This is a genomic window from Streptomyces sp. NPDC058157 (assembly GCF_042884105.1).
Taxonomy (GTDB): Bacteria; Actinomycetota; Actinomycetes; order Streptomycetales; family Streptomycetaceae; genus Streptomyces.
This window is the reverse complement of the sequence record NZ_JBHVUQ010000035.1, coordinates 14,548-33,800: the sequence shown is the minus strand read 5'-3', so window position 1 is coordinate 33,800 and position 19,253 is coordinate 14,548. Positions and strand designations below refer to the sequence as shown.

Annotated in this window: 18 protein-coding genes; 9 read left to right on the top strand and 9 right to left on the bottom strand. The window is 73.1% G+C overall.

Annotation, left to right across the window (positions count from 1 at the left end):
* Window positions 1-348 precede the first annotated feature (348 nt).
* The 3 genes from ACFVXK_RS11865 to ACFVXK_RS11855 are packed head-to-tail and all read right to left on the bottom strand — an operon-like array spanning window position 349 to window position 3,795.
* The gene (locus ACFVXK_RS11865) at window positions 349-1,218 is read right to left on the bottom strand and encodes an ABC transporter permease (protein WP_389611365.1); all 870 of its coding nucleotides are present in this window, start codon (window positions 1,216-1,218) and stop codon (window positions 349-351) included.
* Complete coding sequence (locus tag ACFVXK_RS11860) at window positions 1,211-2,176, bottom strand: ABC transporter permease (RefSeq protein ID WP_389611381.1); 966 nt, start codon at window positions 2,174-2,176, stop codon at window positions 1,211-1,213. Before ACFVXK_RS11860 ends, ACFVXK_RS11865 begins: the two co-directional genes overlap by 8 nt.
* 32 nt (window positions 2,177-2,208) lie before the next feature.
* Window positions 2,209-3,795: an ABC transporter substrate-binding protein gene (locus ACFVXK_RS11855; protein ID WP_389611364.1), complete on the bottom strand. Its 1,587-nt coding sequence runs from the start codon at window positions 3,793-3,795 to the stop codon at window positions 2,209-2,211.
* Window positions 3,796-3,984: 189 nt separating this feature from the next.
* Here ACFVXK_RS11855 and ACFVXK_RS11850 point away from each other — a divergent pair, with 189 nt between their 5' ends.
* Window positions 3,985-4,962, top strand: coding sequence for a fibronectin type III domain-containing protein (locus ACFVXK_RS11850; RefSeq protein WP_389611363.1), 978 nt, complete (start codon window positions 3,985-3,987; stop codon window positions 4,960-4,962).
* A gap of 160 nt (window positions 4,963-5,122) precedes the next feature.
* Window positions 5,123-7,159 carry an ATP-binding protein gene (locus ACFVXK_RS11845; RefSeq protein WP_389611362.1) on the top strand — a complete coding sequence of 679 codons (2,037 nt, stop codon included), beginning with the start codon at window positions 5,123-5,125 and terminating at the stop codon, window positions 7,157-7,159.
* Window positions 7,160-7,302: 143 nt separating this feature from the next.
* Here ACFVXK_RS11845 and ACFVXK_RS11840 read toward each other — a convergent pair whose 3' ends face one another.
* Window positions 7,303-7,488, bottom strand: coding sequence for a DUF5999 family protein (locus ACFVXK_RS11840; protein ID WP_042809879.1), 186 nt, complete (start codon window positions 7,486-7,488; stop codon window positions 7,303-7,305).
* A 323-nt stretch (window positions 7,489-7,811) separates the two neighbouring features.
* Window positions 7,812-9,041, bottom strand: coding sequence for an acyl-CoA dehydrogenase family protein (locus ACFVXK_RS11835; protein ID WP_389611361.1), 1,230 nt, complete (start codon window positions 9,039-9,041; stop codon window positions 7,812-7,814).
* Window positions 9,042-9,250: 209 nt separating this feature from the next.
* Between ACFVXK_RS11835 and ACFVXK_RS11830 the strand changes: the two genes are divergently transcribed.
* The gene (locus ACFVXK_RS11830) at window positions 9,251-9,901 is read left to right on the top strand and encodes a TetR family transcriptional regulator (protein ID WP_389611360.1); all 651 of its coding nucleotides are present in this window, start codon (window positions 9,251-9,253) and stop codon (window positions 9,899-9,901) included.
* Window positions 9,902-9,926: 25 nt separating this feature from the next.
* Here ACFVXK_RS11830 and def read toward each other — a convergent pair whose 3' ends face one another.
* Window positions 9,927-10,481 (bottom strand): peptide deformylase, encoded by a 555-nt coding sequence (gene def, locus ACFVXK_RS11825; protein WP_389611359.1) that lies wholly within the window; start codon window positions 10,479-10,481, stop codon window positions 9,927-9,929.
* A gap of 122 nt (window positions 10,482-10,603) precedes the next feature.
* On the opposite strand from def, the gene ACFVXK_RS11820 reads away from it, so the two are divergent.
* The 6 genes from ACFVXK_RS11820 (at window position 10,604) to ACFVXK_RS11795 (ending at window position 15,883) form a co-directional block, all read left to right on the top strand.
* Complete coding sequence (locus tag ACFVXK_RS11820) at window positions 10,604-11,842, top strand: MurT ligase domain-containing protein (protein WP_358896689.1); 1,239 nt, start codon at window positions 10,604-10,606, stop codon at window positions 11,840-11,842.
* A 21-nt stretch (window positions 11,843-11,863) separates the two neighbouring features.
* On the top strand, window positions 11,864-12,592 hold the full coding sequence (locus tag ACFVXK_RS11815; protein ID WP_389611358.1) for a type 1 glutamine amidotransferase: 729 nt from the start codon (window positions 11,864-11,866) through the stop codon (window positions 12,590-12,592).
* A 202-nt stretch (window positions 12,593-12,794) separates the two neighbouring features.
* Complete coding sequence (locus ACFVXK_RS11810) at window positions 12,795-13,820, top strand: 6-phosphofructokinase (protein WP_389611357.1); 1,026 nt, start codon at window positions 12,795-12,797, stop codon at window positions 13,818-13,820.
* A gap of 98 nt (window positions 13,821-13,918) precedes the next feature.
* Window positions 13,919-14,893 (top strand): cytochrome c oxidase assembly protein, encoded by a 975-nt coding sequence (locus ACFVXK_RS11805; protein WP_389611356.1) that lies wholly within the window; start codon window positions 13,919-13,921, stop codon window positions 14,891-14,893.
* A 32-nt stretch (window positions 14,894-14,925) separates the two neighbouring features.
* Complete coding sequence (locus ACFVXK_RS11800) at window positions 14,926-15,084, top strand: hypothetical protein (RefSeq protein ID WP_167747570.1); 159 nt, start codon at window positions 14,926-14,928, stop codon at window positions 15,082-15,084.
* 88 nt (window positions 15,085-15,172) lie between these two features.
* The gene (locus tag ACFVXK_RS11795; RefSeq protein ID WP_389611355.1) at window positions 15,173-15,883 is read left to right on the top strand and encodes a lysophospholipid acyltransferase family protein; all 711 of its coding nucleotides are present in this window, start codon (window positions 15,173-15,175) and stop codon (window positions 15,881-15,883) included.
* A gap of 32 nt (window positions 15,884-15,915) precedes the next feature.
* Here ACFVXK_RS11795 and ACFVXK_RS11790 read toward each other — a convergent pair whose 3' ends face one another.
* The 3 genes from ACFVXK_RS11790 to ureG all read right to left on the bottom strand — a co-directional run bounded on the left by ACFVXK_RS11790 (window position 15,916) and on the right by ureG (window position 19,249).
* Window positions 15,916-17,577, bottom strand: coding sequence for an alpha/beta hydrolase (locus ACFVXK_RS11790; protein WP_389611354.1), 1,662 nt, complete (start codon window positions 17,575-17,577; stop codon window positions 15,916-15,918).
* A 194-nt stretch (window positions 17,578-17,771) separates the two neighbouring features.
* A complete protein-coding gene (locus ACFVXK_RS11785) occupies window positions 17,772-18,566 on the bottom strand; it encodes an urease accessory protein UreD (RefSeq protein ID WP_389611353.1) in 795 nt (264 codons plus the stop codon).
* Window positions 18,563-19,249, bottom strand: coding sequence for an urease accessory protein UreG (ureG, locus tag ACFVXK_RS11780; RefSeq protein WP_389611352.1), 687 nt, complete (start codon window positions 19,247-19,249; stop codon window positions 18,563-18,565). Before ureG ends, ACFVXK_RS11785 begins: the two co-directional genes overlap by 4 nt.
* Window positions 19,250-19,253: the final 4 nt, after the last annotated feature.

Below are 19,253 nucleotides of genomic sequence, written 5' to 3'. Positions count from 1 at the left end.
CCACCGGGTCGCAGCCCGTTGCGGCCGACCGACCGGGCAGCGGTGCCGGACCCGGCCCGCGCTCGCACCGCGCCTCCCGTGCCGAGACGGGGGCGGGGCCGGACGTGATCGCGTCCCGCCGCCCGGCGCCGGAGGCGCCCGTCGGGCCCGGCACGCCCCGCCGGACGGACGCCGGCGCGGGGGCGGGCGCAGGGCCACAGCCGGACGCAGGCCCGGAACCGGAGCCGCAGCCGCAGCCGTCGGCGGCCCGTACGGGGCCGGGCCCCTCCGCGCGGCCCTCCGCGGCGTCCGCTTCCTCGGGCCGGACCCCGGCGGGGCCGGGTCGCTGGGTGGTGGGATCGGGGCGGGTCACAGGTTCAGCTCCGAGCGTCGGCGGGGGTTCAGGCGGTCGCGCCAGGCGCCCGCGAGGCCGGCGATGGCCAGGGTCGGGAGGATCAGCAGCAGGCCGGGGAAGAGGGTGGGCCACCAGTCACCGGCGAGCAGCGAGCCGCGGCCGCCCTGCACGAGCGTGCCCAGGCTGGCCTGGTGGGCGGGCAGGCCGAGGCCGAGGAAGGACAGGGCGGACTCGTGCCACATGGCGTGCGGGACCATCAGGACCGCCGCGAGCCCGGCCTGCGGCAGCACCCCGGGCAGCAGGTGCCGGACGGTGACCCGCCACCGCGAGGCCCCGCCGGAGACGGCCGCGTCCACGTACGGCCGGCCGCGCAGCGAGAGCACCTCGGCGCGCACGATCCGGGCGGTGGACAGCCAGTGGGTCACCGCCACCGACGCCACCACCGGCCAGACGCCGGGCCGGAAGAGGGCGACGACGAACACGCCCAGCAGCAGGTGCGGCACGGACGACAGGGTGTCGACGGCCCGCATCAGCAGCCGGTCGGTCCAGCCGCCCAGCGCACCGGCGGCCGCGCCGACGGCCGTGCCGACGACGGTGGCGACGAGCGCCGCGACCAGGCCGACCAGCAGGGACACCCGCAGCCCGTAGACGCAGCGCAGCAGCAGGTCCCGGCCGAGGTCGTCGGTGCCGAAGGGGCGTGCCCAGGAGGGCGGGAGGAGTTTCGCGGAGAGGTCGACGGCCTGCTGGTCGAGCTGGACCAGGGGCGGCACCACCAGCACGGCCAGGACCAGCAGCGCCGCCACGGCGGCCGAGGCCCGCACCCGCAGGGTGCGGGTGGAGCGGCGGCCCTGGCCACGGCTGCGCCAGAGCGCGGCTTCAGCCATCGAAGCCCACCCTCGGGTCGGCGAGCCCGTACAGCAGGTCGGACAGCAGGTTGCCGGCCAGGACCGCGGCGGTGGCCAGCACGGTCAGCGCGGCCAGCAGCGGGAAGTCCACCGAGGTGGCGGCCTGCACGGTGGCGGCGGCGATCCCGGGCCAGCTGAAGACGGTCTCCACCAGCAGGGCTCCGGTGATCAGCTCGGGCACCCGGGACCCGACGAGCGTCAGCATCGGCAGCATCCCGGAGCGCAGGGCGTGCCCGAGCAGGACCCGGCGCTGCGACAGGCCCCGGGCGCGGGCCCCGCGCACAGGGTCCTCGTCCAGGGCGTCGGCGACGCCCTGGCGCACGTAGAGGAAGAACCAGGGCAGCTGGGAGATCCCGAGGACCAGCGCGGGCAGTACCAGATGGGTCGCGACCTGGCCGGGGGTGACCTCGGTGGAGGCGGCGTCGGTGAGCCCGCCGGAGGGCAGGACGCCCAGCCGGACGGAGAACAGCCAGACGGCCAGCAGCCCGAGCCAGTAGGCGGGGGCCGCCTCCAGGGTGTAGGCGAGGGAGCTCACCGTGCGGTCCAGGACCCCGCCCCGGCGGCGCGCCGCGAGCACGCCGAGGCCGGTGCCGAGGAGGACCGCGACGGCGAAGGCGCAGCCGGCGAGCAGCGCGGACCAGCCGAGCCGTCCGGCGATGGCGTCGGCGACGGGTTGCCGCAGGGCGGTGGAGTCGCCGAGGTCGCCGGTGAGGGCGGAGGTGAGCCAGTCCCACCAGCGGTCGAGGAGCGGCCGGTCCACGCCGAGGTTGGCGCGCAGCCGGTCGAGTTCGGCTCCGGAGGCGGTGAGTCCGGCGGTGCCGGCGTAGGCCTTGACGGGGTCGAAGGGGGAGAGGTCGGCGACGGTGAAGACGCCGAGGGTGACGACGAGCAGGACCGGGGCGGCGGACAGGATCCGCCGCCCGGCCATGCGGGCCATCGGCCCCCAGGGCGGGCTCGGGGCGCGGGCGGTCACTTCTGCTTCGGCTTCCAGGTCTCCACGTTCCACCAGGGGCCGGAGCCGAGGCCGTGGTCGTGCGGTTCGACCTGGGTGCTCAGGCCCTGCCACTTGTCGCCCACGACGTAGAGGTGGTCGATGTGGGTGAGGAAGACGTAGCCGGGGTTCTGGGCGAGCTCGCGCTGCACGGTGTCGTAGGCGGCCTTGCGGGCGGCCGGGTCGCCGCTGGTGCGGCCGTCGGAGACGGCGCGGTCGACGGCCGGGTTGTCGTACCGGGCCATGTTGTTGAAGCCGTCGCCGCCGAGGGAGGAGGTCAGCAGCTGGTACTGGTCGAAGTCGGGGTCGGCCGGGGAGCCGCCGCCGGCGAGGACCGCGTCGGTCTTCATCCGGGGTTCGATGACCTCCCAGGTCCCGGCCTCGGTCTTCACCTCGACGCCCGCCTTCTTGGCGTCGGAGGCGAAGGCCAGGGCGTGGTCCTGGCGGATCTTGTCGCCGGAGGTGTACCAGAGCGGGAAGGAGGCGCGGACCCCGTCCTTGACGCGGATGCCGTCCTCGCCGGTCTTCCAGCCGGCCTCGTCGAGGATCCGCCGGGCGCGGTCGAGGTCGTGGGGGCGCTCGGTGCCGGGGGTGAACCAGGGGCTGTCGGTGGGGACGGGGCCGTAGGCGGGCTTGCCCGCGCCGTCGAGGAGCTTGTCGACCATGGCCTTGCGGTCGACGGCGAGGTCGAGCGCCCGGCGGACCGCCACGTCACCGGTGACGGGGTGGTGGGTCGGGAGGGTGACGTTGCGATAGTCGAAGGTCTTGGCCGCGTACGTCTTCCTGTTCCCGTCCTTCTCGAAGCCGCGGGCCAGGTTGGGGGGCAGGATCGCGGCGTCGAGCTCGCCGGAGCGCAGCCGGGTGGCGCGGACGTCGTCGTCCTTGACGACGGCCATGGTGAAGTTCTTGACGGCGGGCTCGCCGCCCCAGTAGCCGGGGTTGGCCTTGAAGCTGAGCTTCTCGCCCTTGGACCAGCCGGCGAGGACGTAGGGGCCGGTGCCGACGGGCTTGGTGGTGAACTCACCGCTGTTGACGTCCTGGCGTCCCGCGACGTGCTCGGGGGCGATGGGCAGCACGGTGCGCTCGGCGAACGGCGCGTAGGGGTACTTGAGGGTGAAGACGACCCGGTCGGCGCCCTGGGCCGTGACGTCCTCGATCGCGTCGAGCTCGGTCCTGGAGGCGTTGTCGGTCTTCGGGTCGAGGATGGTGCGGTAGGTGAACTCGACGTCCTTGGCGGAGAAGGGCTGTCCGTCGCTGAACTTCACTCCCTGGCGCAGCCGGAAGGTGTAGGTGCGGCCGTCGGCGGAGACCTCGGGGAGGGCCTCGGCGAGCGCGGGCTTGAGCTTCATGTCCGCGTCGTGGGTGAGCAGCCCGTCGAAGATCTTGGAGTTGCCGTCCTTGCCGTAGCCGAGGAGGGGGCTGAGGGTCTCGGGTTCGGTGGCGATGCCGACGACGGCGGTGTCGGCCGAGGCGGGGGCCGAGGGGGTGGAGCAGGCCGTGACGCCCGTGATGAGTGCGGTGGCGAGCGCCGCGCCGGCGGCTCCCCGTACGTTCCGGGCCGTCATGCTGTGCACATCCCTGTTAAAGATCATCTGTTATTGCAAAGAGATCGCAATAATGCCAGACGGGATCAGAAGACGACGAACCCGGCCATACGGACGCCGGTTCCCGGTCACCGGGGTCTTGTCCGGCCGCCCCCGCCCGTGCCATATATGTCTAGACCTTTACGAGAGCACGTACGAGGAAGGCACCCCGTGCGACCCATCACGGCCCCGCGCCGCGCCGGGGCGGTCCTCGCGGCCCTCGCCCTCTGCCTGGCCGCCCCCGCGCTGAGCGCCTGCGGCGCGGACGGCGACACCACGCCCCCGCACGCCCCCGCCGGGCTCAGCGCCCAGGCGGGCAGCGCCACTTCGGTCCACGTGATGTGGGAGTCGGCCGCCCCCGGCGACGGGGTCACCGGCTACCAGGTCTTCCAGGACGGCCGGCTGGTGCGGGAACTCCCCGCCGAGAAGACCATGACGGACGTCACCGGGCTCACCCCGCAGACCGCCTACGCCTTCACCGTCCGGGCCCGCGACGCCGCCGGGAACCGCTCCGCCGAAGCCCCCGCCGCACGGGCCACCACCCCCGCCGCCAAGCCCGAGGACCACGCCCCGCCCACCGCCCCGTCCACCACCACCGGCCGCACCGAAGGCCCCCGCACGGTCCGCCTCAGCTGGACCCCGGCCACGGACGACACGGGCGTGACGGCGTACGACGTCTACCAGGGCGGGATCCGGATCCACACCGCAGGCGCCGCCGAGGACTCCACCACCCTCACGGACCTCCAGCCCGGCACCGCCTACTCCTTCACCGTCCGGGCCCGCGACGGCTCCGACAACAGCTCCCCCGACGGCCCCCCGGTCGCCGTGACCACCCCCGGTGACCCCGCCCAGGGCCCCGGCACCGCCCCCGGCGCGTTCACGGCCGCCGCCTCCCCCGGCGCGGTCGAGCTCGGCTGGACCGCCCCGGACGCCGGCCGCGGGACGGACGAGTACCAGCTCTACGTCAACGACCGGCCCGTCACCGTCATCCGGTTCGGGGCCGGAGCCGTTCCGAAGGGCCGCGCCTCCTACCGCCTCACCACCACCGAACCCGCCGGCACCGCCTGGACCCTGAAACTCCGCGCCCGCCTGCCCGACGGCAACTGGGGCGCCTTCTCCGAGGAGCGCCGCATCACCCTCCCCGGGTGACACCGGTGGACCCGGTGGACCGGACCACCCCCACCGATCCGGCCGAACGGCACTGCCGCGCAAGAAGATCGCGCACAATACAACCGTGTTCGGTGAGTACTCGGTCAACCACGGTCAGGCAGGTGCCAGCAGTGGCGGCAGTGCGTCAGAATCTGGCGCCGTGCCGGGAAACCTACCGCCGGAAACGGCGAGCTTCGTCGGCCGCGAGGCCGAACTCGACCGCCTCGACGGCCTGCTGGACCAGCGAAGACTGATCACCCTGACCGGGGTCGGCGGGGTCGGCAAGTCCCGGCTCGCCCTGCGGGCCGCCGCCCGCCCCGGCCGGGGCCGGCCCGACGGGGTCTGGTGGGTGGAGCTCTCCCCGCTGCGCGACCCCGGGCTCCTCACCACCACCCTCGCCCACACCCTCGGCCTGACCATCGGCGTCGCCGGCCAGAGCGGGCAGTCCCTCGACGAGGAGCTGTGCGCGTGGATGGCCGACAAGAACCTGCTGCTGGTCCTCGACACCTGCGAGCACCTGGTCGCCCCCGTCCGGCACCTGGTGGGCGAACTCCTGCAGTCCGCACCCGGCCTGACGGTGCTGGTCACCTCCCGCGAACGGCTCGGCTCCCCCGGCGAGGCCGTGCTGGAGGTCCGGCCGCTGCCCTGCGAGGGACCCGACTCCGACGCCCTCACCCTCTTCCGGGCCCGCGCGCTGGCCGCCTCACCCCAGGCCGCCGCCACCCTCGCCGACCCCGACCGGGCCGCCCTCGCCGCCGAGGTCTGCCGCCGGCTGGACGGCATCCCGCTGGCCCTGGAGCTGGCCGGCGCCCGGCTGCGGCTGTGGACCCTGGAGCGGATGGCACAACTGCTGGGCGCCCGCTTCGAGGTGCTCGCCGACAGCGGCCGGGCCGCACTCCCGGCCCGGCACCGGACCCTGCGGACCGCCATCGGGTGGAGCCACGAACTGTGCGAGCCGCTGGAGCGGCTGCTGTGGGCCCGGCTGTCGGTCTTCGCCGGGGACTTCGACGCGGCCGCCGCCCGGACGGTCTGCGCCGGCGGGCCCCTGCCCGCGGCCCGGGTGGAGCGGCTGCTGGAGGGGCTGGTCGCCAAGTCCGTGGTGCGCCGGTCGCGGGAGCGGGGCACGGGGACCCGCTACCGGATGCTGGACACCATCCGCGAGTTCGGCCACGACTGGCTGGCGGAGCTGGACGAGGTGCGGACCGTCGCGGACCGCCACGCCCACTGGTACGCCTCCCTCGCCCGGGCCGCCGAGCGGGACTGGATGGGGCCGGGGCAGGTGGACTGGTACCGCAGGATGAGCACCGAGCACGCACAGCTGCGCACCGCCCTGGAGCACCTGCTCGGGACGGACCCGGCCGCGGCCCTGGAGATGGCCGGTGCCCTCTGGTTCTTCTGGTTCTCCTGCGGCCACCTCCAGGAGGGCCGGGGCTTCCTGGAGCGGGCCCTCGCCCAGGTCCCGCCGACGGGCGCCGAGCACGCCCAGGCGCTGTGGGCGCTCGGGCTGACGATGCTGCTCCAGGGCGACCTGGGGGCGGCCCGGCTGACGGGGCTGGCGTCCGTGCGGGCCGCCGACGCGCTCGACGACCCCGAGGGCCGGCTGCGCGCCGCCTACCTGCGGTCGGTGTCGCTGCTGATGCCGGGCGACCCGGTACGGGCGCTCGCGCTGGCGGGGCCCCCGGCGCGGGCGGGCCACGGCGGCGAGGGCAGCGGGGCGGGCCGGCTGCTGTGCCAGCTGGTGAGCGCGTACGCCCTGTGCGACCTCGGGCGCTTCGAGGAGGCCGCCGAAGAGGCGGAGGGGCTGCGCACGGCGTGCGTGGAGCTGGGCGAGCGCTGGATGCGGGCCTACGCGGACTACGTCCTGGCCGTCTCGGCGCTCGGGCTGGGGCGGCACGCGGAGGCCGCCCGGCACGTACGGGCGATGCTGTCCGGCAAGCGGCTGCTGAACGACCGCTTCGGCATCGCGATCGGCCTGGACATGCTGGCCGCGGCGGTGGCCGGACTGGGCGACGGGGAGCTGGCGGCGCGGCTGCTGGGCACCGGGCACGCCTGGTGGCGCACGGTGGGCCGGCCGCAGATGGGCTCGCCCTCGCTGACGGCCCTGCGGGACCAGGGCGAGCGGCAGGCCAGGGCGGCGATCGGGGACGCGGCGTACGAGAGCGCGTTCCGGGGTGGCGCGGCGACGTCCACCGGCTGAGTCCCAGCCGGTGGACGGCGTAATCCGAGGGCTCCCGTCAGTACGGGAGGGGTCTGCCCGACGGTGTGCGCAGGTCCAGGTCTCGGGGGGCGGGCTTGGGGACGGGCTTGCGGATCAGCTGCTGGCGCATGCTGCCTCCTCGCTCAGACCAGGGCCGGGCGACGGGGTTCCACCGTCCGGCCTTCGGGGAGCAGTTCCCCGGTGTCGTCGAAGACCACCACGCCGTTGCAGAGCAGGCTCCAGCCCTGTTCGGGATGGAAGGCCACGGTGCGGGCAGCGTCACGATCGGCGCTGTCGGCGGGCGGGCAGGGGGGCTGGTGAGAGCACATGGCGCACCTCCTCGCAGAGTGGGGCGGGAGGGCCGGTGGTCACCCGGTCGATTCCGCGATCCACGGTGGCGGCGAGTATTGCCGATCGCCGCACCCGGACGGAACCCATATTCGAGGTCGAGTTCAGGGTGTGTATGCCCGCTCACCATGCGCTCATGCCCGCCATCCGGATCTTCTCCGCGCACCGGGGCCGCACCGCCCCGCAATCCCGGGCCGAACGCCCCCTCAAACCCGGACGATCACCCCAACCCGACCACCCCCACCCCTCCCCCGAGTGGCAGGGATCACACAGGACCCACCCGCCCGATCCGCGGCTGGCGGATCTAGCGGATCGACATGCCCGACAGGGTGCGGGCGATGACCAGGCGCTGGATCTCGCTCGTGCCCTCGAAGATCGTGTAGATGGCCGCGTCCCGGTGCATCCGCTCCACCGGGTACTCCCGGGTGAAGCCGTTGCCGCCGAGGATCTGGACCGCCTGGGCGGTGACCTTCTTGGCCACCTCGCTCGCGTAGAGCTTCGACATGGAGCCCTCCGCCGCGGTGAAGGGCTTGCCCGCGATCGCCATCCACGACGCCCGCCACACCAGCAGCCGGGCCGCGTCGATCTGCGTGCGCATGTCCGCGAGCTGGAAGGCCACCCCCTGGTTGTCGATGATCGGGCGGCCGAACTGGGTGCGGGTCTTCGCGTAGTCGAGGGCGACCTCGTAGGCGGCGCGGGCGGTGCCGACCGCCATGGCGCCGACGGCCGGCCGGGAGGCCTCGAAGGTGGCCATGGCGGCGTTCTTCACCCGCTCGCCACCCCCCGCCTTCGCCTTCTCGCGGGCCCGCGCGAGCCGCTCGTCGAGCTTCTCCTTGCCGCCGAGCAGGCAGGAGCCGGGGATGCGCACGTCCTCCAGGACCACCTCGGCGGTGTGCGAGGCCCGGATGCCGTGCTTCTTGAACTTCTGGCCCTGCGAGAGGCCCGGAGTGCCCGGCGGGACGATGAAGGAGGCGTGGCCCTTGGTGCCGAGCTCGGGGTCGACCACGGCGACGACGATGTGGACGCCCGCGATGCCGCCGTTGGTGGCCCAGGTCTTGGTGCCGTTCAGCACCCACTCGTCCGCGGCCTGGTCGTAGACGGCCCGGGTGCGCATCGCGCCGACGTCGGAGCCGGCGTCCGGCTCGGAGGAGCAGAAGGCGGCGACCTTCACGTCGTCCGGGGTGCCGTACATCTGCGGGATCCAGGTGCCGATCTGCTCCTCGGTGCCGTTGGAGAGGACGCCGATGGCCGCGAGGCCGGTGCCCACGATCGACAGGGCGATGCCCGCGTCGCCCCAGAACAGCTCCTCCATGGCCATCGGGATGCCCAGGCCGGTGGGGTCGAAGAACTGCTGGGCGTAGAAGTCCAGGGAGTAGATGCCGACCTTGGCCGCCTCCTGGATCACCGGCCAGGGGGTCTCCTCGCGCTCGTCCCACTCCGCCGCCGCGGGCCGGATCACGTCGGCGGCGAAGCCGTGGATCCAGTCGCGGACCTGCTTCTGGTCGTCGTTGAGCTCCATGGTGAACTCCGCCATGTCCCCTCCAGCTGCTTCACACGGCCGTGCGGCCACACCCGGCAGACCCGCCCCACGAGCGAGTTACTGCCGGTAACCTTGACAAGGAACACAGTCTGTTACCGGCCGGTAAGCACTGTCAAGCACCGCCGGATCGAACGTCAGGGTGTGCGGGGTGTTACGTTGCGTGGGCGTCACGCACATCGCAAGGGCGGGGAGAGAAACACGTCATGCAGACCACCCAGGAGGCCGGAGCCGGCGAGCCGGGAGCCGGCGAGCGCCGCCGGCGCGAGCTCCTCGAGGCGGCGGACCGCGTCGTCCTCAGGGACGGCCCCAAGGCCTCCATGAACGCCATCGCGGCGGAGGCGGGCATCACCAAGCCCATCCTCTACCGCCACTTCGGCGACAAGGCGGGGCTCTACCAGGCCCTGGCCGTCCGGCACACCGACGCCCTGCTCGACTCGCTGCGGGCCGCGCTCGACGCCCCGGCCGAGCGCCGCAGCCGGGTGGAGTCCACCCTCGACACCTATCTCGCCGCCATCGAGGCCCGCCCGCAGGTGTACCGGTTCCTGATGCACCCCGCCGAGGACTCGCAGAGCTCCGAGCGCGGCTTCGACGTCGGCCTGCACTCCGCCCCGCTGCTGCGCCGGCTCGGCGAGGAACTGGCGCAGGTGGTGGGCGAGCGCGTCGACCTCGGCCCGGGCGGCGAACAGCTCGCCCGGATCTGGGGGCACGGCATCGTCGGCATGATGCACGCCGCCGGGGACTGGTGGCTCGGCGAGCGCCCGTGTTCCCGGGCCGACCTGGTGGCCGGCCTCACCGACCTGCTCTGGGGCCGCCTGGCCACCGCCGGCAACCGCGCGGACGGCCCGGGCTTCTGAACCGCCCGGGGCCGCGACCGGAGGACTAGCGCGGCCCGGCCGCCTTGCCCCAGGAGGTCTTGCGGATGGCCCGGCGCAGCAGCCGGGCGCGCAGACCGGTCACCCGGTCCGCGTAGACGGTGCCGTCGAGGTGGTCGCACTCGTGCTGGAGGCAGCGGGCGAAGAACCCGGTGCCCTCGATCCGCACCGGCTTCCCGTCGGAGGTGACCCCCTCGACGACCGCGCGGTCGAAGCGGGCGGTGCCCGCCTCCAGGCCGGGCAGCGACAGACAGCCCTCGGGGCCGAGGAACTCGTCCCCGTCGGCCTCGACCAGACGCGGGTTGACGACGTGGCCCACATGGCGGACGTCCTCGTCGTCGGGGCAGTCGTAGACGAAGACCCGCTGCCCGGTTCCGACCTGGTTCGCGGCGAGGCCGACGCCCTGGGCGGCGTACATCGTGGCGAACATGTCCTCGATGAGGCGGTCGAGTTCGGGGCCGAAGTCGGTGACCTCGGCGCAGGCGGAATGGAGCACCGGATCACCCAGCAGGCTCATGGTGCGGACGAGTCCGGTGGTACCGGGGATGGGGCGCTGTCGCATGGCCGTAAGGGTACGACGGGCGAATATATGAGGAGATCCGCGGCGGACCGGGGGCGCCGCGGTCAAGGCTCCGGCCGGTACTGGATAGGCTGGGGCGACCGACGCTAGGAGGACAAAGGACGATGGCAGGCAACACGGAGCCGCTTTCGCCGCGGGCCAAGCTGGCCGTGACGGCGGGCAAGGCCGCGGCGGCGGTGTCGCGGGCCGCGGGACGCGGAAGCGGATCGGTGATCGGTGGCAAGGTCGCACTCAGGCTGGACCCCGATCTCCTCGGCGCGCTGGCGCAGCATCTCGATGTCGTCCTCGTCTCCGCGACGAACGGCAAGACCACGACGACCCGTCTGATCGCCGAGGCCCTGCGGGCCAGCGGTCCGGTCGTCTCGAACGCGCTGGGCGCGAACATGCCGGCGGGCATCACCTCCGCCCTGGCCGGCGGCTCGGACGCCAAGTACGGCGTCATCGAGGTCGACGAGAAGTACCTGGCCGGGGTGGCCCGGGACGTCACCCCGAAGGTGATCGCCCTGCTGAACCTCTCCCGCGACCAGCTGGACCGCGCGGCCGAGACCCGCATGCTCGCCGAGAAGTGGCGCGAGGGGCTCCAGGGCTCCAAGGCGGTCATCGTGGCGAACTGCGACGACCCCCTGATCGTGTGGTCGGCCTCCTCCTCGCAGAGCGTGGTGTGGGTCGCGGCCGGCCAGGAGTGGAAGGACGACGCCTGGTCGTGCCCCTCCTGCGGCGGTGTGATGCAGCGCCCGGGCGACGACTGGTTCTGCGGCGAGTGCGGTTTCCGCCGCCCGACCCCGACCTGGGTGCTCTCCGGCGACCACGTGCTGGACCCGCACGGCTCGGCCTGGCCGATCCACCTCCAGCTGCCCGGCCGCGCGAACAAGGCGAACGCCGCCACCTCGGCCGCCGTGGCCGCCGTCTTCGGCGTGCCCCCGCAGGTCGCGCTGGAGCGCATGTACCAGGTCCAGGCCGTCGCCGGCCGCTACGACGTGGTCTCCTTCCAGGGCCGCGACCTGCGCCTGCTGCTCGCGAAGAACCCGGCCGGCTGGCTCGAAACGTTTTCGCTGATCGACGGGCCCCCGGCGCCGGTGATCCTCTCGGTGAACGCCCGCGGCGCGGACGGCACCGACACCTCCTGGCTGTGGGACGTGGACTACCCGCGGCTCGCCGGCCACCCGATCTTCGTGATCGGCGACCGCAAGCTGGACCTGGCCGTCCGCCTGGAGGTCGCCGGCCTGGACTTCCGGGTCTGCGAGACCCTCGACGAGGCCGTGCAGCTGGCGCCGCCCGGGCAGATCGAGCTGATCGCCAACTACACCGCCTTCCAGGACGTGCGCCGCCGCGTCGGCAACTAGTCACCCATAGAGGACAAGAGCATGAGCGACAACAGCCTGCGTCTGGTGTGGGTCTACCCCGACCTGCTCAGCACGTACGGAGACCAGGGCAACGCCCTCGTGGTGGAGCGCCGGGCGCGCCAGCGCGGCCTGGACGTGCAGCGCGTGGACGTGCGCAGCGACCAGCCCATCCCCACCTCGGGCGACATCTACCTGATCGGCGGCGGCGAGGACCGGCCGCAGCGGCTGGCCGCCGAGCGGCTGCTGCGCGACGGCGGCCTGGAGCGCGCCGTCTCGAACGGGGCGATCGTCTTCTCCGTCTGCGCGGGGTACCAGATCCTCGGCAACGAGTTCGTCAACGACATGGGCGAGCGCCAGCAGGGCCTGGGCCTGCTGGACGTCGTGACCGTGCGCGGCGAGGGCGAGCGGTGCGTCGGTGACGTGCTCGCGGACATCGACCCGCGGCTGAACCTGCCCCCGCTGACGGGCTTCGAGAACCACCAGGGCGTCACGCACCTGGGTCCGACGGCCAAGCCGTTCGCCCGCACACGCCTCGGCCGGGGCAACGGCACCGGTGACGGCACCGAGGGCGCGTACAACGACACCGTCTTCGGTACGTACATGCACGGACCCGTGATGGCCCGCAACCCGCTGATCGCGGACCTGCTGCTGAAGCTGGCCCTCGACGTGAACGCGCTGCCGGCCATAGACGACCGCTGGTACGAGGCGCTGCGCAACGAGCGCATCGCGGCGGCCACGCAGCCCGCGTAGCACCCCGCGGCACACGCCGTCCGGCCCGGACCCCCCTCGGGGGGGGTCCGGGCCGACGTGCGTTCGTACGATCTTCCGTTTGGTATGTCCTTCCTGTGGAGGATGGTTCAGTCCACTGGGAATCCGCTTGTAGGGTGACGGTTAGTTCCAACCGGACGACGTGGTCCGGTCGTCGGCCCACGTTGCAAAGGTTCTCTCTGCCATGCGCATTGGTGTGCTCACTTCCGGTGGCGACTGCCCCGGCCTCAATGCCGTCATCCGCTCCGTCGTGCACCGCGCCGTCGTCGACCACGGGGACGAGGTCATCGGCTTCCACGACGGCTGGCGCGGCCTGCTGGAGTGCGACTACCGCAAGCTCGACCTGGACTCCGTGGCCGGCATCCTGGCCCGCGGCGGCACGATCCTCGGCTCCTCCCGCGTCCAGCCCGCGCACCTGCGCGACGGCGTGGAGCGGGCCCGCGGCCACGTCGCCGACCTGGGCCTGGACGCGATCATCCCGATCGGCGGCGAGGGCACGCTCAAGGCCGCCAACCTGCTCGCGCAGGGCGGCCTGCCGATCGTCGGCGTGCCGAAGACCATCGACAACGACATCTCCTCCACCGACGTCACCTTCGGCTTCGACACCGCCGTCGGCGTGGCCACGGAGGCCCTCGACCGGCTGAAGACCACCGCCGAGTCGCACCAGCGCGTGATGGTCGTCGAGGTCATGGGCCGGCACACCGGCTGGATCGCCCTGCACTCGGGCATGGCGGCCGGCGCGCACGCCATCGTGGTCCCGGAGCGTCCGTTCGACATCGAGGAGCTGACGGCGATCGTCGGCGAGCGCTTCTCGGCCGGCAAGCGGTTCGCGATCGTCGTGGTCGCCGAGGGCGCCAAGCCGCGCCCCGGCTCGATGGACTACGCGCAGGGCGGCACGGACCAGTACGGCCACGAGCGGTTCGCCGGCATCGGCAACATCCTCGCCGTCGAGCTGGAGCGGCGCCTGGGCAAGGAGGCCCGTCCGGTCATCCTGGGCCACGTCCAGCGCGGCGGCACGCCCACCGCCTACGACCGGGTCCTGGCCACCCGCTTCGGCTGGCACGCGGTGGAGGCGGCGCACCGGGGCGAGTTCGGCATGCTGACGGCCCTGCGCGGCACGGACATCGTGATGGTCCCGCTGGCCGAAGCGACCTCGCACCTCAAGACGGTCCCGGGCGCCCGCTACGAGGAGGCCCAGACCGTCCTGTGACGTTCAACCCGTTCTGACCCCTTCGGCCGCCCCCGGACGCGAGTGCGTCCGGGGGCGGCACTACTGTGGTGGGGCGCCACAGTCAAGGGAGTGAACAGATGGACCACAGCGGTCACGGCATGGACATGAACATGGATATGGACATGAACATGGACCTGCCGCCGTTCACGCTCGGACGCGGCCTGGAGTTCTCCTTCGACGCGTTCTTCCTCTTCGGCTCCCTGATCGCGCTCGCCCTGTACGGCTGGGGCGTGGTGCGGCTGCGCCGGCGCGGGGACGAGTGGCCGCTGGGCCGGACCGTCGCCTTCGTCGTCGGCGTGCTGACGGTGATGCTGGTGATGTGCACCAAGCTGAACGACTACGGCATGGTCATGTTCAGCGTGCACATGGTCCAGCACATGGTGATCAGCATGGTCACCCCCATCCTGGTGCTGCTCGGCGCGCCGGTGACCCTCGCCCTGCGCGCGCTCCCGCCGGCCCCCCGGGGCAGCAAGGGCCCGCGTGAGCTGCTCCTGATGCTGCTGCACAGCCGGTACATGCGGATCGTCACGCATCCGGCCTTCACCATCCCCATGTTCATCGCCAGCCTCTACGCCCTGTACTTCACCCCGCTCTTCGACTTCCTGATGCAGAGCAAGGCCGGGCACATCGGCATGATGGTCCACTTCCTCGCCGTCGGCCTGATCTTCTTCTGGCCGATCATGGGCGTGGACCCGGGCCCGCACCGCCCCGGCTACGTGATGCGGATGCTGGAGCTGTTCGCGGGCATGCCCTTCCACGCCTTCTTCGGCATCGCCCTGATGATGGCGAGCGAGCCGATGATCAAGACGTACGCGAACCCCGCGGCTTCCCTGGGCATCGACGCCCTGGACGACCAGCACTGGGGCGGCGGCATCGCCTGGGCCTTCAGCGAGATCCCCTCGGTGCTCGTGCTGATCGCCCTGGTCTACCAGTGGTACCACTCCGAGCAGCGGGCGGCGAAGCGCTCGGACCGGGCCGCGGACCGGGACGGCGACAAGGAGCTGGAGGCGTACAACGCCTATCTCGCCTCGCTGCAAGGGCGCGGCCAGTAGCGCCGGACCCGCTCGGCGGGCCACCATGGGGCATGACCGGATCCGTTAAGGCGATGGCCGTCACGACCTTCGCCGCCCTGGTGGCCGTCTCCACGTACTCCGTGGCCCTCGGCAGCAACGGCTGGCTGTGGTTCGGCTGGGTGGTGCTGGGGCTGCTGACCCTGGGCCTGGCCGCCTCCCGCGGCTCCTGACCACCCGCCCGGGCCCGCGCGGCCCGCTCCTCGCCACCGCATGGCTGATCCGTTCGTGGTCCGACCGTCGGGTGAAGGGAAGCACCGGGTGTTCTACCACCTGCTCAAGCACGTGCTGCTCGGTCCGCTGCTGCGACTGCTGTTCCGGCCGCGGATCGAGGGCCTGGAGAACATCCCCGACGAGGGGGCCGCGATCGTCGCGGGCAACCACCTGTCCTTCTCCGACCACTTCCTGATGCCCGCGATCCTGCGGCGCCGGATCACCTTCCTGGCGAAGGCCGAGTACTTCACCGGGCCCGGGCTCAAGGGCCGGCTGACCGCCGCCTTCTTCCGCAGCGCCGGGCAGATCCCGGTGGACCGCTCCGGCAAGGACGCCGGGCAGGCGGCGCTGCGCGAGGGGCTCGGGGTGCTGGCCGAGGGCGAGCTGCTCGGCATCTACCCGGAGGGGACGCGCTCGCACGACGGGCGGCTCTACAAGGGCAAGGTCGGGGTCGCGGCGATGGCGCTGGGGGCCGGGGTGCCGGTCGTCCCGTGCGCGATGCTGGGCACCTTCGAGATCCAGCCGCCCGGGCAGACCCTCCCGAAGATCCGGCGGGTGACGATCCGCTTCGGCGCCCCGCTGGAGTTCTCCCGGTACGCGGGGATGGAGGGCGAGCGGGCGGTGCTGCGCGCCGTGACCGACGAGATCATGTACGCGATCCTGAACCTCTCCGGCCAGGAGTACGTCGACCGGTACGCGGCCGAGGTCAAGGCCGAGGAAGAGGAGGAGCGGAAGAAGGCCCGGCGCACGAAGCGCTGAGCCTCCTCCCGCTCGTCGGGGTTCCCGGGGTCCTAGCGGACGGCCGGGAGCTCCTCCCGCTTGACCTGCTCCGAGGCCGGGGCCTGGGCGAGGGACTTCGCGGCGGCCGGGGCCGGCGGCACCGGGGTGGCGTGCGGGCCGCACTTCACGTCCGTGGCGTCGACCTTGCCGGTCAGCAGGTAGGCGTCCACCCGCGTGTTGATGCAGGGGTTCACCAGGCTGGTGACGCCGTGCGAACCGGCGTTCTGCTCGGTGATCAGGCGCGAGCCCGCCAGGCGGCGGTGCAGCTCGACGCCGCCCTTGTACGGGGTGGCCGCGTCACGCTCGGACTGGACGATCAGGACCGGGGCGATGTTCTTCGCGCCGACCGTGATCGGGGTGCTCTGCTTGGACTTCCAGGTCGCGCAGGGCAGGTTCATCCAGGCGTTCGACCAGGTCAGGAACGGGTACTTCTTGTTGAGCTCGGTGTTGTCCCGGTCCCACTTGGCCCAGCTGGTGGGCCACTTGGCGTCGGCGCACTCCACCGCGGTGTAGACGGCGTTGCTGTTCTCGGAGGCGGCGTTGCCCTTGAGGTCCGACATGTCCGGGGCGTTGGCCTCGATCAGCGGCTTCTCGTCACCGGCGGCCCAGGCGCTGAAGGCCTGCGCGACCGGGACCCACGAGGAGTCGTAGTACGGGGCCTTCTGGAAGAAGCCGATGAGCTCGTTCGGGCCGACCACGCCGCCGAGCGGGTTGGCCTTGGCCTGGGCGCGCAGCTGCTGGTACTTGGCCTCGACCTTGGCGCGGGTGTCGCCGAGGTGGAAGGTGGAGTCGTACTTGGCGACCCAGTCCTGCCAGTCGTTCCAGCGGGTCTGGAAGGCGACGTCCTGCTCCAGGTTGGCCTGGTACCAGATGTTGTCGGTGTCCGGGTTGACCACCGAGTCGACGATCATGCGGCGCACGTGGCCCGGGAAGAGGGTCGCGTAGACCCCGCCCAGGTAGGTGCCGTAGGAGACGCCGAGGTAGTTGATCTTCTTCTCGCCGAGGGCGGCCCGGATGACGTCCAGGTCGCGCGCGGTGTTGGGGGTGGTCATGTGCGGCAGCATCTCGCCGCTGCGCTCCTTGCAGCCGTCCGCGTACTCGGCGGCGAGCTTGCGCTGGGCGAGCTTGTCGGCCTCGCTCGACGGGACCGGGTCGGCCTTGGGGGCCTTCACGAACTCCTGCGGGTCGATGCAGGAGATGGGCGCGGAGTGGCCGACGCCGCGGGGGTCGAAGCCCACGAAGTCGTACGCCTTCGAGGTGTTGACCCACAGCGGGCTCTTGGTGGTGACCCGGCGCGGGAAGCGCATGCCGGAACCGCCCGGGCCGCCCGGGTTGTAGATGAGGGCGCCCTGGCGCTCGTCCTTGGTGCCCGTGCTGACGGCGCGGTCGACGGCGATGTCGATGGTCTTACCGAAGGGCTTGGAGTAGTCGAGCGGGACCTTCACCCAGCCGCACTGGATCGGCTTCTCGAAGCCCCAGTCGGCCGGGCAGTCCTTCCAGTCGATGCCGGTGCGCGCGGCGCGGGCGGCGGCGATCTGGGCGCCGACGGCCTCCGCGGCCCCGTTGTCCCTGTTGGTCGGAGCCGCCGAGGCGGACGGCGCCAGCAGCAGGCCCGCCGCCAGCGCGCCGGTGATGAGAGTGGCGGCGCTCCCCAGCGTCGCGTTGCGAATCACGTGGTTGATCCCCCTGGTCATGTGCCGCGTGAGGCGGCCGGGTTGGGTCAGGGGGATCCTTTCGCCTGACGGGTACCTGGCAACAGACCGAGGTCGAGTTCTTTGCCAACCCGATAACCGGGAAGGGGTGTACCGCTGAGCGGTGTCCCTTTCGCCCGCAGTCGCCCGCCCGTCGGTCGGAGGGCCTCCCCGTCTCACCAGCCGAACGTCCGGGCCGCCTCCTCCAGCAGCTCGCGCAGCCGCAGCGCGTCCGGGGCCAGGGCCGTCACCAGCACGGCCGGACCGGCGAGCGGGGTGACCGCCGCGAACTCCCCGAGCACCGCCGCCCGCGGCGGATCCTGCTCGAACCGCGGGTCCACGACCAGGAGCTGGCCCAGCGTCCGGTGTCCGGCGAGGCCCGCCGGGCCGTCCCAGCCGCCCGGGGCGCCGGGTCCGCACGAGAGCTCCTGGTCCAGCAGCGGGCGGCCGCCCCGGGTGACGGTGAGGCGGCTGCGCAGCAGGCCGGGGGCCTCGCCGGTGCGTCCGAGCACCTGCTCCTCGCGCAGCATCAGGCGGGCCGAGGGGGCCAGTTCCGCGCGGGTGGAGACCCGCAGGTCGCTGCCGCGCACCGAGACCAGCGGCTCCGGCAGCCAGCGCACCGCCGACTCCTCGGCCAGCGCCAGCCGTACGTCGTAGTGCGCGCTCTCCCCGCGCCGGCCGGGCAGGGCCAGGGTGGCGGCCGCCGAGCGCAGGTCGAGCCGGGCGCCCGGGCCCGCGTCGGCCTCCACCGCGAGGTGGTCGCCGCCGAGGGGGGCGCTCATCGCGCCGATCAGCATCACGCCGGCCTCGGGGCCCTCGCTGCGGACCCGGCGCAGGGCGAGCGGCCCCTCGCCGGCCAGCACGGGCAGGGCGGTGCCGCCGCGCCCGTCGGCGGTGGCGGCGATGCGGGCGGTGGCCCGCAGCCCGGCCGGGGAGGCGGCCGGGGCTTCGGCGGGGGGTGCGCTGGTCACCGTACGGCCCAGGCGGCGAGGCGCTCGCGGACCCAGGCGGCCACCGGGGCCACGCCCTCGGCGCCGCGCAGGGACTGGAAGGCGACGGGCAGGTCGCCGCGCTGCTCGGCGGCGTCGCGGGCCATCCGCTCCAGGTCGGAGCCGACGTACGGGGCGAGGTCGGTCTTGTTGACGACGAGCAGGTCGGCGGTGGTGACGCCGGGGCCGCCCTTGCGCGGGATGTCGTCGCCGCCGGCCACGTCGATGACGAAGATCTGGGCGTCGACCAGGCCGCGGGAGAAGGTGGCGGTCAGGTTGTCGCCGCCGGACTCCACGAGGATCAGGTCGAGGGGGCCGACCGTCTCCTCCAGTTCCTCCACCGCCTCCAGGTTGGCGGAGATGTCGTCGCGGATGGCGGTGTGCGGGCAGGCGCCGGTCTCCACCGCGCTGATCCGCTCGGGGGGCAGGACCGCTTCGCGGAGCAGGAACTCGGCGTCCTCGCGGGTGTAGATGTCGTTGGTGACGACGGCCATGGACAGGTCGGCGCGCAGGGCCCGGCAGAGGGCGGCGACGGTGGCGGTCTTGCCGGAGCCGACGGGGCCGCCGAGGCCGACGCGCAGGGCGCGGCGGGTGCCGTCGGCGCGCAGGGGGGCGGCGCTGTGGGTGTGCCGGTGGGGATACGTCACATCGTGGTCGAGGTGCACGGCG